The 14549-nt window shown below is 58.6% G+C and carries 11 protein-coding genes; 8 read left to right on the top strand and 3 right to left on the bottom strand.

Annotated features, from left to right (window positions below; translation table 11 throughout):
• From flgL to traF, 3 genes are all read left to right on the top strand, one after another.
• On the top strand, positions 1 to 1217 hold a 1217-nt coding region (gene flgL, locus LAT62_RS04940; RefSeq protein ID WP_293379841.1), incomplete at its 5' end, for a flagellar hook-associated protein FlgL.
• A gap of 167 nt (positions 1218 to 1384) precedes the next feature.
• Positions 1385 to 2743, top strand: a complete 1359-nt coding sequence (locus tag LAT62_RS04945) for a peptidoglycan DD-metalloendopeptidase family protein (protein ID WP_293379844.1) — start codon at positions 1385 to 1387, stop codon at positions 2741 to 2743.
• 160 nt (positions 2744 to 2903) lie between these two features.
• Positions 2904 to 4472: a conjugal transfer protein TraF gene (traF, locus tag LAT62_RS04950; RefSeq protein WP_293379847.1), complete on the top strand. Its 1569-nt coding sequence runs from the start codon at positions 2904 to 2906 to the stop codon at positions 4470 to 4472.
• A gap of 174 nt (positions 4473 to 4646) precedes the next feature.
• On the opposite strand, the gene LAT62_RS04955 is transcribed toward traF, so the two are convergent.
• The 3 genes from LAT62_RS04955 to LAT62_RS04965 form a co-directional block, all read right to left on the bottom strand.
• On the bottom strand, positions 4647 to 5699 hold the full coding sequence (locus LAT62_RS04955; protein ID WP_293379850.1) for a M48 family metallopeptidase: 1053 nt from the start codon (positions 5697 to 5699) through the stop codon (positions 4647 to 4649).
• A 3-nt stretch (positions 5700 to 5702) separates the two neighbouring features.
• Positions 5703 to 7082, bottom strand: coding sequence for a YjgN family protein (locus LAT62_RS04960; RefSeq protein WP_293379853.1), 1380 nt, complete (start codon positions 7080 to 7082; stop codon positions 5703 to 5705).
• Between the two features lie 128 nt (positions 7083 to 7210).
• Positions 7211 to 9247: a methyltransferase domain-containing protein gene (locus LAT62_RS04965; protein WP_293379856.1), complete on the bottom strand. Its 2037-nt coding sequence runs from the start codon at positions 9245 to 9247 to the stop codon at positions 7211 to 7213.
• 255 nt (positions 9248 to 9502) lie between these two features.
• Here LAT62_RS04965 and fliS point away from each other — a divergent pair, with 255 nt between their 5' ends.
• From fliS to LAT62_RS04990, 5 genes are all read left to right on the top strand, one after another.
• Positions 9503 to 9910 carry a flagellar export chaperone FliS gene (gene fliS, locus LAT62_RS04970; RefSeq protein ID WP_293379860.1) on the top strand — a complete coding sequence of 136 codons (408 nt, stop codon included), beginning with the start codon at positions 9503 to 9505 and terminating at the stop codon, positions 9908 to 9910.
• A complete protein-coding gene (locus LAT62_RS04975) occupies positions 9907 to 10302 on the top strand; it encodes a hypothetical protein (protein WP_293379863.1) in 396 nt (131 codons plus the stop codon). Before fliS ends, LAT62_RS04975 begins: the two co-directional genes overlap by 4 nt.
• A gap of 217 nt (positions 10303 to 10519) precedes the next feature.
• On the top strand, positions 10520 to 11974 hold the full coding sequence (locus LAT62_RS04980; RefSeq protein ID WP_293379866.1) for a sigma-54 dependent transcriptional regulator: 1455 nt from the start codon (positions 10520 to 10522) through the stop codon (positions 11972 to 11974).
• A gap of 63 nt (positions 11975 to 12037) precedes the next feature.
• The gene (locus LAT62_RS04985; protein WP_293379869.1) at positions 12038 to 13162 is read left to right on the top strand and encodes an ATP-binding protein; all 1125 of its coding nucleotides are present in this window, start codon (positions 12038 to 12040) and stop codon (positions 13160 to 13162) included.
• Positions 13159 to 14526, top strand: coding sequence for a sigma-54 dependent transcriptional regulator (locus LAT62_RS04990; protein WP_293379872.1), 1368 nt, complete (start codon positions 13159 to 13161; stop codon positions 14524 to 14526). The genes LAT62_RS04985 and LAT62_RS04990 overlap by 4 nt, the downstream gene beginning before the upstream one ends.
• Positions 14527 to 14549 lie beyond the last annotated feature (23 nt).

Here is a 14549-nt window from a genome sequence, read left to right on the forward strand (position 1 = left end):
GTTCTCTGAACAATATACTGCGCAACCAGGCGCAGGTGGCGCGCTCGGAAGAGCGGGTGGCAACCGGTGTGCGAGTGCTTACCCCGGCGGATGATCCCGTGGATGCCGCGCGCATTCTGCAACTAGATCAGGACATCGACCTGACCAATCAGTACATCAAGAACATCAACTCGGTTACGGGTCGACTCGAATTGCAGGAAGGTTACCTGAAGGGCGCCGAAGAAGTCATGCAGAGGGTCCGTGAGTTGGCTGTGGCGTCCAATACGTCCTCCACGACACAAAAAGACCGTCAGGCCTATGCCGCCGAAATGAAGGTGCGTCTGGAGGAACTGCTGCAACTGACCAATTCTCAGGATGCTACCGGTGAATATCTGTTTTCCGGGTTTTCCGGACAGACCAAACCCTTTGCACAGGCCCCTGGCGGGGGCTTCAACTATCAGGGGGATGAAGGGCAGCGCCAAATCCGCATTTCGAACTCGGCCCGCATACCGGCCAGCGACAACGGAAAGGATATCTTTCTTGATGTCCCGGTGGATAATCCGTCCTTCATTACCTCGGCCAGTCCGCGTAACCAGGGCAACCCTACCGGAGTGATTTCGGCTGGGGTGACCCGGGACGCAGACAAGCTGGAAGATCTGTTTCCCGATGATGCCATCATCACCTTCAACAACGAGCTGGACACCGAGCCACCGGGCAAGAATTTTACTGTGCGCCGGCGCAGTGACAATTCGGTGATCGACAATCTGAAAAATGTGGAATATGTCCCGGGCAGGGCGGTCAGCATTGCCGGCATGGAGGTCCGCATAACCGGCCAGCCTCGGGCCGGTGACAACTTCACCCTGGAAACGACTCGCAAGCAGGGGCCGCTGCAGACCATTCAGAAGCTTGTGGAAGGTCTCAACAGACTGGGTGACAGCCCTGCAGACACTCAGGCCCTGGATCGCCTGGTTGGCGAGTCGCTGGATAATCTGGACGCCGGTATCGAGAATATGTCCATTTATCGGGCCAAGATCGGTGCGCGTATCAATACCGCCGAATCAACCCTGAATGTGCACGAAGAGAGCAAGTTGACCCTGCAGGATGTGCGCTCAAAACTGAAGGACGTCGACTATGCCGAAGCCGTTAGCAAGCTGCAGATGGAGACCATGATCCTGGAGGCGGCACAGCAGGCCTATGCCAAAGTATCCGGGTTGTCATTGTTCAACTTCATTCGCTGAGTGAGCGCAAGGGCTAATTTGACCGTAGTGCCAAAAATGTGATTCATTCTGGCTTTACAAGCGTCAATGGATCGTAACTGTTGCAAACATTTCAGCGCTGACATCATAATGCTCACGCGACCGGGCAGTACCGGCGCGTAGTATAGTTCAGGCTCAGAGTTGTAATTATGGGAGTGACACAGGTCAGGCGTCTGCACAGAGGCTGGCAAACCATACCGCACCTGCACCGGCGCGGCATCAGTATACTGGCACTTCTGGTCCTGGTCGTCATGATCTGGCCCACCGAAGACCAGGGGCTTGAGGCCGCCGTGTATCTGCCCCCCGAATTGTCTCACCTTGATGCCCTCAATGGGGGCTTTCTGCCCGGCAACTTCACTGAAGAGCGTTTGCGTGAGCGTCTGCGCGGCGAAGGCATGGCGGCTGTGCAGATAGACAGCAGCCCCTATGATGTCGACACCTATGAGATTTCCTCCGGTGACAGCCTGAGTGGCATTTTTGACCGCATGGGCCTGGGCCAGACCGTCATGTATCAGATTTTGTCAGCCGATGAATCCTTGCTGGCGCTCGACGTCTTGCGCGCGGGTCATCGCTTGAAATTTTACAAGCACCCTGACACCGGCCGCCTGGAGCGCATGGAGCTCTATGTGCATGCCGGCTACCAGGTGGCATACGAACGTTTTGATGATGACAGCTTCGAGTATGAGGAAACCCTCATCGAAGGCGATTGGCCGCAGCGGGTCATCGGTGGCGAAATCAACGGCAGCTTTTATGTTTCAGCGCGCGGCGCCGGCCTGAGCGATCGGGAAGTCGCCGAGATCACTCGACTGCTTGAAGACAGTATTGACTTCCGGCGCCAGATTCGTGCAGGGGACACTTTTGACGTTATCCGTGCCGAACAGATGATCAATGGCCGAGCAACGGGTCGAACGCGCATCGAGGCTATCCGCATTCATGGCCACACCAAGCGCTCGGCCTTCCTGTTTGAAGACGGCAACTATTACGACGAGAAGGGCGAAAGCCTGCAACGGGCCTTCATGCGCTACCCGTCCAATCAGCGGTATCGTATCTCTTCTGGTTTCAATCCGACTCGGCGGCATCCGGTCACCGGGCGGGTGACCCCGCACAATGGCACTGACTTTGCCATGAGTACGGGCACGCCCGTGCTGACCACCGGCGATGGTGTCGTCACCCGGGTCGAAAACCATCCTTTCGCCGGCAAGTACGTCGAAATACAGCATGGCTCTCGCTATACCACGCGCTACATGCACCTGGATCGAATCCTGGTTCGCCACGGTCAAAGCGTCAACCGGGGTGACCGAATCGGCCTTTCCGGCGCTACCGGTCGCGTCACCGGGCCCCACCTGCACTTTGAACTGCACATCAACGGGCGCCCGGTTGATCCGATGCGAGCCGAAATCCCGATGGCAGAATCGGTGCCGGATGATCAACGCGAAGCGTTCGAGAAGCGGGTTGAAGAGCTGCTTCTGGTGGTTGAGAACAGCAATGTTCAGTACGCCCGGCAATAACCCGGTCCTGCTTCTGTCTCAAGAGCGCCTCGTCAAGCCCACTATTCTGGCATCTTTACATTCGACATACTGATATTCGGCTATTATTGATCTGACGCGCCGGTTTTCCAGCAGTGGGGCCGGAGTAACCTCGACATGAGCAGTGATCCCTGGAGGAATAATGCGCCGACTCTCAGCCCTGACCGCAGCCATGCTGGCTGCTTCCGGAGCCACCGCCGGTGGCATGATCGTCAACAGCCCGCAGATCAACAGCATGGGGGGAGCCGGTGTCGCGTCCTCCAGTGCGCTCAACCCGGCCATGATCACCCCTATCCGGGGCGAGTATGACTTCGACCTGACGATCGGGTCGGGCACTCTGTTTCTGGAAGATCCCAACGGTTTTGCCTTCAACCTTCAGCAATTCCTCGATGAAGACCTCGAAACCTATCAGGACTTTGACTACGGGCAATTGAACACGTCAGCCAGCAATCTGGCCGACGCGGCAGGCGATACGGCGGATGCAGCCAACAATTTTGATGAAACGGATAGCAGCACCCTGGACGACCTGCGCGCTGCCCAGCAGAACCAGACCGCGGCGACCAATGAAACGCAGGGCAGTGTCGGCAATTATCGGGGCCTGGTGGAAAGCACCGAAAAAACCTTCCGGGCCTTCTCTGACCGGCCCGTCAATTTCGGCCTGCTGGCGGGTCTCGGGCTGACCATGCCGCGCGGGGATGTGCCTTTTGCTATAGCCCTGAGCAACAATACCTATGGTGGTGCCCGCCTCAATCTGCAGGAAAGCGATCTGCAGAACCTGAATTTTGTACTGGACGACCTGGATGACTATCTGGAGGCCGTAGAAGAGCTGAATCAGCGCCTGGAAACACTGGTTGATGCAGCCGAGGCTTTTGAAGCTGCGCCCAATGATGCCGGTGCGCAGTCCGCTTTCGAGGACGCCAGAGACGACTTCGATGCGCAAAGAGCCGTGGTCGAGAGCTTCAATTCGGAGAATGAACTGTTCGTAGGCGGTGAGGTGGATGATGACGCAGACATCCTGACCTTCGATGAAGAAGACCTCGACTCCACCATTGACCTGCTGGGTGCCAATATCACCGAACTTGCATTTGGCTCGGGCATGGATTTCCCCAACGTGTACGGTAATCTGTCGGTCGGTGCCACGGCCAAGATTCAGTACATTCAGGTGTTCGGTGATGTGATTGCCTTTGATGACGCTGATTCGGTAGATGCCAGTTTTATCAATGAGAATACCAACGAATATGTTGCGGTCAATCTGGACATTGGGGTGGCGCAGAGTTTCCAGCAACCCGGCTTGGGCATGTTCTCAGTGGGTGCGGTGGTTAAAGACCTGATACCCCAGAGTTTTGAAAGTGGTGATGGTCGCGATATCGACATCGGCCCCAAGGTTCGAGCCGGTGTGTCTCACCAAACTCGACTGACCCGGGTAACGATGGATATTGACCTGACCGAGAACGACCCCATCGGCTTTGGTGTACCCACCCGCTATTTCGGTATTGGCGGTGAATTCAATGCCTGGGACTGGGCGCGCTTCCGTGCCGGCTACCGGAACAATCTGGCCGTCGATGATGCGAGCATCATCACTGCCGGTATCGGCCTGACCCCCTGGGTCACGCAGCTTGAATTCAGTGGCTGGTACAAGCCCAATTCCGAGGATGAGGTCGACCTGCTGCTGAATACCGGGTTCAGTGCCGACTTTGCGGTCCGTTTCTAGGGTTGGGCGACTCCCATGTGGCCGCTGCGCATTGTAGGCGCCGGCCTTGGCCGCGCTCAGGGCGCCTGAAAACGCTCTGTAGGCGCCGGCCTTGGCCGTGCTCAGCGCTACTCAAAGGGCAGGCAAGCCAGTGCCCACAGGGAGCCATATTGCAGGCAGCGGCCTTGGGCGCGCTCAGGGCGCCTGAAATCGCTCTATGCGCTCTGGCGTCGGTGGGTGGGTGGCCATGTACCGGCTTATCGGGCTGTAGTCGCCAAAATTTGCGAGATCCGCATCGGGGTCAAACTCTTCACCGTAGCTCAGTCGCCACATGATGTTGTGAAAGTGGCTGAGGGGGATGTCGTGCGTCAGCATGTAGTCCCGCGCATAGTCATCGGCCTCGAATTCCGCCCGGCGACTGTAAGCCAGTTCGTTGATGATCAGAGGGGCACCCAGCAGCACTTCCGCTGTGGCTGACGCGTCACCGGTCAGCATGACAAAGGCCAGGCCGATCAGAGAGCTCTGAATCAGGGCCTGCAGACCGTGGTTATGTTCAATATGACCAATTTCGTGTAGCAGTACAGCGCTCAGTTCATCGTCATGCTCGGCCAGACGCACCAGTTGGTCGGTCATCACCATGGTGCCATCCGGCAGCGCTATGGCATTGGCGCCTAGCGGACCGCCGTCACGAAATAGAAGCTGCAGTTCCAGATGGGGGTGATTGGCCTTGATTGGCGAAAAATGATCGCGCAACCGCTCCTTGTCGTCGGTCGACAGCCGGCTGTCACTGAACCAGACTCGATCAGCCACTGTCATGGTTTCTCGGGTCAGTTGTTCCACCGCAGCCCGCGGCACCCTTTCTGCCATGGCGCTGGCCAGTGCGGGGACGCCCCAAGTCAGGGTGACCCAGCCGAAGGCGACCACCACCAGCACGGTCAGAGCGATAAAGCGTTTGTGGGACTCAAGGCGATGTACCACGCTGGTCAGCCAGGAAGGGCGATACTGCGCTTGCAGGTCGTCAACCGCATCCTGGTCCAGCGTGGCAAACCGACCGCCGTCAGGATGCCCGAGAAAGCGCGTGGTGTTGCCCAGACGGTCGTTGAACTGCCAGTCGGCTGCCGGAGCGCTGGCCACTTCGAGGTCCTGTTCCGGCAGTCTTACCGTGAGTCGGCCGCCAGCACTGATTTCCAGCCTTGCCGCCTGACGGCGCGAACTGCCCGGGCTGTACCACTCGCCCTCAATGGCCATTGATCAGGCTCCAACATCCAGATCAAACAGATCACCGACGCCTTCGGCAATGGTGCTGGTTTTCTCGCGCTCAGCGGCAGCAATGTCATCCAGATCGCCATCAATCATGGCCTCTGTATAGTGCGCGGCATAAAGTGCCGCCCTCACTTTCGCCCAGGGGGTAAACAGGCCCAGCGTGACCAAGGTGGCCAGCGTGTTGACCAGAATCAACTGAAAATAGGAGCCAACTTCCCAATTGGCCTCAAACCCGTGCTCGCGGCGGGCCATGCGCAGGGCGGCGAAATTGAACTTCAGATTGGCCATGGACACATTGAACACGGCCAGCAGAACAAGGTACAGAGAGAGACCAAGAATGAACAGCAGCAAGCCCGGCAACCCCAGGCTGGACAATGCCCAGAGTGCCAAGCCACCGCCGATCAGAACGCCGACCAGTTTGATGCTCATCATGTAGTAGGCACTGACCGGTGCGGAAAAGTGGAACGGAACCGTTCCCCAGTGATGGTTGCCGATTATGAAGTGCTGCTGACGGTGCAGCATCATGGGGGTCAGGATACCCAGCGTGATCACCGCCAGCAGGGGCCAGGCAACGAACGCCAGAAACGAATCAAGCAGGCTGCCGGTGAAGCGGAAGGGCACATTGCGATAGCTGCTGTAGCGCGCATTGAACCGTAGCGCCTGGCGAATGGCCCAGGGCATGAACGCCACCAGTGCCAAAAAGGCCAGAAGTGCTGTCACTGCCGACAATTCGATCATCACCGAATAGACTACGAAGAAGACAAAAGCGATGAGTCGACCGAAGAGTATTCTTTTCGGTTCGGCGGTATATTCGAATCGGGCACCATCCAGCTCCGTGTTACCGTAGAAGTACTGCTTGTTGCGCACCTTGGCCCAGGCCGAGTAGATCCCCAGCGTAACAATCGACAGCAGGATATTGACGATCCAGATGCCGAAATATTCCCGGCCTTCACCACTGAATACGAAAGGTGACATGCGCGGCTGATCATCGGCCTCTGCCGTCGCCTGCTGCCCTGACCGGCCACCCTGCTGGTTGCTCTGTGTGCGAGGCCCAGCGTCCTTTTGACCATGGGACTGTCCGGCAGTCTCTTCTGCGGTAGGCACCAGGCTCAAATTGTCAGCAGAACTCGAGCTGGCGCGAACCACCTGATCAACTTTCAGGCCCAATTGAGCCAGACGCTGCACATAATGGCGCGCCGACGCCCCATCCAGATCTGATTTAAGGGTAGTGGCTGAACGTCGAAACAGCAGTTCGACACGTTCTGTTGCCATGGAAAAGGCTCGAGCGAAGCGCGCCTTGGCTTCTTCCGGGTCAAAGTTGTCCTGCAACTCACCCCGGAAAACGATATCGTAGCGGTGCTCGGGCATGATCAGGTCCTTTTTGATGCTGAGCGAGGGAACCTCATCATATAGCAGGGACTCCCGACCTGGCCACTACCCCTGGGTTCAAGTTCGTGACCGTGTCCACATTTCCGTCATTCGGCCGCTCTCGGCGATCACTCTTTGCGCAGATACAGTTGATACATGCCGCCAAACAGTTCCGGGTTATCACGCTCCAGAATCTCCCAGTTGTCCAGCCGGTTGAGGAGAGGGTCGTCCGGGAAGAAGTGCTGGTAGGACCGACGGGCGCTGGCTGGCAGAACGAAGCCTAGAAAGCTGAGCGGCAGCTCATCGATCATGTTCGCCAACTCTGCCGGCGTGAAGGTATGCTCCTGAACATGAAACAGCAGGTCCCGTACGCCGCTCATGGAATAGAAGTCGACTGAGTGGAGCAGGGTGGCCAGTTCGGGTGCACCGGCCTCGCGCAACACGGAGCGGCGGAAGCGTCGTATATCCGACGGTGTCGGCTTGAGCCCCTGCTCGGTAATGATGGCCCGCAACTGATGGATGATGGTGCGCGCCCGGGTGCTGTAGAGCCCGATCTTCATCAGGCCGCCCGGGCGCAGTCTCGAACAGAGCTGGTGCCAGCCGGCCATCGGATCTTCCATGTGATGCAGAACGCCGCTGCATTCAATGACATCAAACTGCTGTTTGACATGATGCAGATGCAGAATGTCCGCCTGCCGGAACTCTATATTGGTGATATCCAGTTGCGCTGCCTTGGTCTCCCCGTAGGCCAGGCTGCGTCGGCTCAGATCCACGGCCAGCACACGTGTATCGAGGAAGTGCCGGGCAAGGTGAATGGCATGGCGACCTGTGCCGGTACCTGCGACCAGTATGTGCAATCTGCCCTGACGGCTGGTCCTTGGCTTGAAGGCGGGGATTTCCGCCGCCACTGCCGCCATGTAGTCGGTTGGGCTGTGCCTCGGCAGATGCTGCCATCTTGGATAGGGGTTTTCTTCATACTGGGTCTGGACCGCAGCAGACACGCCGCCGGCTAGTGGGGTAAGAGACAGGATCTTCTCGACCTGCAACTGTTCCTGTTCCGGGTCCTGCAGGTGCGCCGCCAACAGGGCATGAAGACAGTCAGGCCAGACACCCCGCAGGGCATCAGGCGCCGGCAGCCAGCTCAGCGTGTGCAGCGGACGATACAACGCCAGCAGGCAGGCAGGAAGGGCCACGGCGCTGATATTGCCCTGTGCCGACTGTTCGGCGCACCAGGCCACCAGGTTGTCGAGTGTCGCTGTTTCGTCATCCGTCTCGGCCAGAACGAATTCACAGTTCAGGCCATACCAGGCCAGCCCCTGCAGCAGCGTCAGCAACTGTGGATCGAAGTCGCCCAACGTCAGGTGGTGATGCAGGCAGGTGGTACGCAAAGTGGCCAGCAGTTCGTCCAGTTCGGGGTGAACGAACAGCAGGCGCGGCAGTGCCGCGTTGAGCAGTGGGTCCGCAACCAGTGCTGCCAGATCTATGCGGCTGTCCGGGTCCTGCAGTTGATAGCGGTGGCGCAGCAGCGATCCGGCGAGTGGTGCAAGGCTCTGATAGTTGAGATCGTCGGTCTGCAGCAGTTCGACCACATCATCAGACAGCGCGGGGTCATCATAGTCGGCCTGCACACGCTCTGCACAATCCAGCAGACGGGTTTTCAGCGTCCAGCGATTGGGGTAGCGCCGGATCAGAGTGCGGTAGTCGCTGAAGGCTTCGGCGTACATGCCGCTGCGGAACTTGACGTAGGCCAGAGACTGGTCTGCCACAGTCGCTTCCGAGTCCAGCGCCATGGCCTGACGAAATCGACCAGCAGCCTCTGCCAGTTGCTGGCGCTGCAGCGCCACGTGCCCCAGGCTGAAGTGTATGCCGGCATCCTGCGGGTTGAGGCGCAGGGCCTGATTCAGATGCTGTCCTGCCTTGCCGAACTCACCGGCTTCAAGCGCCAGGCGACCCAGCAGATTGTGCCCACTGGCCTGCCCTGAAGTCTGGCCAAGCAGGGCCTGGCCGATGCGGCGCGCCTCGCGCAGATGGAACGCCTGCTCACTGCGCGGAATGCCACGCACACCCATGCGATCGACATGCCATGCCGCCTGCCTCTCCAGGCGTTGAGCTTCCCGATCCTGCAGAGGAGCGGCGTGCGATTGGATCTGTCTTGCCTCAGTCATGCGTTCTCTCCGGCATAGCGTTGCCGATTGGCGGCAGTCTGTTGCCTGGTGGCGCGCGCGATTTAATATCGCGATTGGCACCATCAGGATCGTTTGCAGCCCGCCAGTACTGGGCCTCCGGCCTGGTACACGGCAGCCCGCAGTGAGCTTCCACAGGCATTATTTCAAGGTCTGTGCCAGAATAGATTCAAGTTCCTGCAGCAGCGGTCGCCAAAGTAGCTGAACCGTTGTCTGACCGATGAAGAGGACCGCACCATGTATTCACGTGCAGCGAAGCAGTACCAGTCCGTGAGCACTCAGACCAGCGTCATGGACGCTGATCCCCACCGGCTGATTCAGCTGTTGATTGATGGATCGCTTGACCGCATGGCGGCGGCAAAAGGGCATATAGAACGCAACGAAATCGAGCAGCGCAACAAGATGCTCAACTCCGCCATCAAGATCATTTCGGGCCTGCAGGAAAGCCTCAACATGGACGCTGGAGAAATTGCGCTGAACCTGGAGCGCCTGTATGACTACATGACGCGGCGCCTGTTCGAAGCCAATCTGAAGAATGATCCAGAGATCGTGGACGAAGTCATGCGCCTGATGACCGAAATCAAGACGGCGTGGGACGGCATACGTGAAGAGGCACTTAAAGAAGTGGCTGGGGGCGGTCAGTGACCGCTCACCGCCATCTCGGGGACTCGAACAGCCTGCCCGATGAGGCCGACTTTCTCCGCCAACTCCATGACTGCCATGATCGGGCCAGGGCAGCCATGGTGAAGCATGACTGGACAGCACTCGGTGAGGTCGCGCTGACCCTGGACCGGGTCGCTGGTGATCTGAATCGCGCCCTGGCGATGGGTTTTACCAGCAATGAAGTTGACATCCGTTTGCAGGCGCTCATCGAGTATCTGCAGAAAGCACTGGTCCAGGCTCAACATCTTGATGAGGTGCTGCGTCAAAAAGAAGACGACCTCAGAAAAGAGCGCCAGTCCATTGTGCAGGAGGCCTCGGGAGCCGCCCGCCAAGCCGACAACCCACCCGCGGAACCCACCGGCGACAAAGGCTGACGGCCTGGTGCAGGGGCGATAGTCGGTGTGCAGGGTCCGCCAATGTCATCCAGTCCGGTGAACCCATCGTTCGCCACTTGCGTAAAGCTCTGCACAGGACCCTGTGCAGAGTTGTCTAAAATATTGACAAATATTTGACTCTTTCCCCCATAATGATACAACCTCGGGTGTGAGACGTCTCTGGGCAGTTCCGGCAGCGAGAAGGAAGTGACATCGCATGTGGCAAGAAAACAAGTTTCTCGTATTGGTTGACGATGCAGCTTTACGCGAGGAAGTCAGTCTTATTTTCAATTTTCTGCAGGATGAAACACTGACTCTGCCTGGTTCCGGGTGGCAGTCAGTTGTTGAAGAACATCTTAAATCCAGCCCGATGGGGTTTGGCGGTGTCATTCTGGGACCGACGGAGAAACCGGCGGCCGAGTTGGTGGAAGAGATCTTTGCCTGGAACCGCGGCCTGCCTATTGTCACGCTGGGGCAGGTCGTTGATGTCAACGAATTGCCTGAATCGTGTCGCAACACCGTGCTGGGCCAACTCAAGTGGCCGGCGACCTACAACCGATTGATTGACGCGATGCATCGCTGTCAGATGTATCGGGAGCAGTATGAGTGGGGGCGCGCCCGACAGCAGCAGCGGGATACCCGATTGTTTCGCAGTCTGGTCGGCAGCTCCCGCAGTGTTCAGCATGTGCGGGAGATGATGGCCCAGGTTGCCGACAAGGATGTGACCGTTCTGATTCTGGGTGAGTCAGGCACCGGGAAAGAGGTGGTCGCGCGCAATCTGCATTACCACAGCAATCGCAAGGACGAACCTTTTGTGCCAGTTAACTGCGGTGCCATTCCGGGAGAACTGCTGGAGAGCGAACTGTTCGGACACGAGAAGGGAGCCTTCACCGGTGCCATTACAGCCCGTGCCGGGCGCTTCGAAATGGCGGAGGGCGGCACTCTTTTCCTCGATGAAATCGGAGACATGCCGTTGGCCATGCAGGTCAAGCTGTTACGGGTGCTGCAGGAAAATACCTACGAGCGCGTCGGTGGCAACAAGACTTTCAACACCAATGTACGGGTCATCGCCGCCACCCACAGAAACCTCGAAGACATGATTTCCGATGGATCCTTTCGCGAAGACCTCTATTACCGTCTGAACGTCTTTCCCATTGAGATGCCAGCACTGCGCGAGCGCTCGGAAGATATCCCCCTGCTGATCAATGAGCTTATTCGCCGGGTAGAGAACGAAAAGCGGGGTTCGGTCCAGTTCAACTCCGCCGCCATCATGTCGCTGACCCGTCATGACTGGGCGGGCAATGTTCGTGAGCTGGCCAACCTGGTAGAGCGTCTGGTGATCATGCACCCCTACAGCGTGGTGGGTGTGCAGGAGCTGCCGCCCAAATACCGTCATGTCGAAGATGGTGACCCGGAAGAGTTGCCCGTGCGCGCCCCGGTGCCGGTTGACCTGGTGGACAGTGGGGCAGACAACATGCCACAGCCACAGGCGTTGCTGCCGGTCAATGGCATGGACCTAAAGCAATATCTGACTGAGCTGGAGAAAGAGCTGATCCGCCAGGCTCTGGAAGACTGTGATGACGTGGTGGCCAGGGCCGCTGACCGCTTGCAGTTGCGCCGTACAACACTGGTGGAAAAGATGCGCAAATACGGGCTTCTGAAGCGCGAGTGAAGAGAACGGCACACCCCTTGCAGTGACACTGTCTAAACCGATTCGGAAGACGGAATATTGGCAGTGTCATCAGCAGCAACCCGATCCGACCAGCGTACCGTTGAAGATTTTGCGCGTGAAGTAGACGCGTTGAATGGCGAAATACGTGCGCTCAGCGCCCAGCACATGCGGGAACTGGAAGAGAAAGCCCGTCTGGCAGACCAGCTTCAGGGCCTGCTGCGCATGCTGCCCACCGGGGTCATCGTCATCGGCCGCCGAGGGCGTATTGATATCGCCAATCCGGCTGCAGAAGCGCTGCTCGAACATCCCAAACTGCCGCGACTGGTCGGCCAGCCCTGGGGACGTGTCATTCAATTGGCGTTCCGTCCGCAGGAGCACGACGGCCACGAAATCTCCCTGCACAACGGTCAAATGGTCAGCCTCGATACCTGTGCCCTGGAAGGCCATGGCCAACTGGTGGTGATCAATGACCTGACGGCTACCCGTCAGTTGCAGGCCAAGGTGTCACAACACCAGAGGCTTGCAGGTATAGGGCGCATGGTCGCCAGCCTGGCCCACCAGATCCGTACTCCCCTGTCGGCGGCCATGCTGTATACCGACAATCTTCGTCAGCAGGACCTCTCACCGGCCCATCGGGCACGCTTCGCGGAAAAGATTCAGTCTCGTCTCGAGCATCTGGAAAAGCAGGTGCACGACATGCTGATCTTTGCCCGTGGCGATGTGCGTCTGGTGGACCGGGTGACCGTCACGGACCTGCTGGATGGTCTGCGTCATGCCAGCGCCGCCGTGCTGGAGCGCAGCCACTCCACCCTGAATCTGCTCAATGAAGCACCTGACGCCCGAGTGATCTGCAATCGCGACACGCTGATCGGCGCTCTGTGCAATCTGGTCAACAATGCCGTTGAAGCAGTGGGCCAGAACGCCTCGCTCAATCTTCGCGTACAGCGCGCGGAAGGTTCGCTGGCGCTGGTATTGCAGGATCATGGCCCCGGCATTCCGGAGCCTGTGCTGCAGCAACTGGGTGAGCCCTTTCTGACCACCAAAGCCAATGGCACCGGCCTTGGCCTGGCCGTCGTTCTGGCGGTTGTGCGCGCCCATGGGGGCCAACTGACAATGTACAACACGGCGCAGGGGGCCTGTGCCCATCTGACTTTGCCTGAATATGTAACCACGGAGACAGCATCATGAGTTCAGCTCTGACCATACTGGTTGTGGAAGATGATCAGAACCTGCGCGACGCCCTGCGCGACACCCTGGAAATTCACGATTACCAGGTTATTGAGGCAGACTCGGCAGAGGCCGCGATTCCACTGCTGGCCAGACACGCCATTTCACTGGTGGTCAGCGATGTGCGCATGCCCGGCAAGTCGGGCTATGAATTGCTGGATGATCTGCGCCGCGACTTTCCGCAAATACCCGTGCTGCTGATGACTGCCTATGGTGATGTTGCCAATGCGGTTGAGGCCATGCAGAAGGGTGCCGTGGACTATCTGGTCAAACCGTTCAAACCGCAGCAACTGCTGGATGTCCTGGGTCGCCATATCGGCAACCGGGTGACGTTGGACGAGTCGGCCCCTGTAGCTGCCGATTCGAGCTCGCAGCATGTGCTCGACCTGGCCCGCAAGGTGGCGCCCACGGATTCCACCATCCTGATCTCCGGCGAAAGCGGGACCGGGAAAGAAGTGCTGGCGCGGTATGTCCACCAGCACTCGGATCGGGCTGACCAGCCCTTTGTCGCCATCAACTGTGCGGCCATTCCCGAGAACATGCTGGAAGCGACCCTGTTCGGGCATGAGAAGGGCGCCTTTACCGGGGCCATCCAGTCCATGCCGGGCAAGTTCGAGCAGGCAGAAGGGGGCACCCTGCTGCTGGATGAAGTCTCGGAGATGGATCTGGGTCTGCAGGCCAAGCTGCTGCGCGTGCTGCAGGAACGCGAGGTGGAGCGCATCGGCGGGCGCAAGACGATCCAGCTCAATGTGCGCGTGCTGGCCACCACCAACCGGGATCTGCGCCAGGCAGTCAAGGATGGCCAGTTCCGGGAAGACCTGTTCTACCGGCTCAGTGTCTTTCCGTTGCAGTGGCAGCCCTTGCGCGAGCGTTCGGCGGACATCATTCCGCTGGCGGAACGCCTGATTGCCATCCACGCCGATCGCATGCACAAGCCGCCGGTTCAACTGGATGAGTCGGCCCGCATGGCCATGCTGCGCCACAGTTGGCCGGGCAATATTCGGGAGATGGACAATGCCATTCAGCGTGCCCTTATCCTGCAGCAAGGCGATCGAATTTCCGAATTTGATCTGGGTCTGTCAGGTGAGCATCTGATCGACCGGGATGCTCCGGCACAGCAAGGCAGTCAGGCTTTGACCGGCGACAATATACTGACAGCCGGGGTAAAACAGCATGAATACCAGTTGATACTGGATGCCCTGCGGGCTGCCAGGGGCCGCAAAAAGCAGGCGGCGGAGAATCTGGGCATCAGTCCGCGCACGCTGCGCTACAAAATGGCGAGATTGCGGGAAATGGGCGTCGACGTGGATGCCGAACTGGCCTGATCGGGCCGGGGTCTGTAGCGCCT

This window comes from Natronospirillum sp. (assembly GCF_022565775.1).
Taxonomy (GTDB): domain Bacteria; phylum Pseudomonadota; class Gammaproteobacteria; order Pseudomonadales; family Natronospirillaceae; genus Natronospirillum.

Coding starts and splice junctions, on each gene's coding strand:
- LAT62_RS04945 (WP_293379844.1), top strand. CDS start 1,385: ATGGGAGTGACACAGGTCAGGCGTCTGCACAGAGGCTGGCAAACCATA.
- traF (WP_293379847.1), top strand. CDS start 2,904: ATGCGCCGACTCTCAGCCCTGACCGCAGCCATGCTGGCTGCTTCCGGA.
- LAT62_RS04955 (WP_293379850.1), bottom strand. CDS start 5,699: ATGGCCATTGAGGGCGAGTGGTACAGCCCGGGCAGTTCGCGCCGTCAG.
- LAT62_RS04960 (WP_293379853.1), bottom strand. CDS start 7,082: ATGCCCGAGCACCGCTACGATATCGTTTTCCGGGGTGAGTTGCAGGAC.
- LAT62_RS04965 (WP_293379856.1), bottom strand. CDS start 9,247: ATGACTGAGGCAAGACAGATCCAATCGCACGCCGCTCCTCTGCAGGAT.
- fliS (WP_293379860.1), top strand. CDS start 9,503: ATGTATTCACGTGCAGCGAAGCAGTACCAGTCCGTGAGCACTCAGACC.
- LAT62_RS04980 (WP_293379866.1), top strand. CDS start 10,520: ATGTGGCAAGAAAACAAGTTTCTCGTATTGGTTGACGATGCAGCTTTA.
- LAT62_RS04990 (WP_293379872.1), top strand. CDS start 13,159: ATGAGTTCAGCTCTGACCATACTGGTTGTGGAAGATGATCAGAACCTG.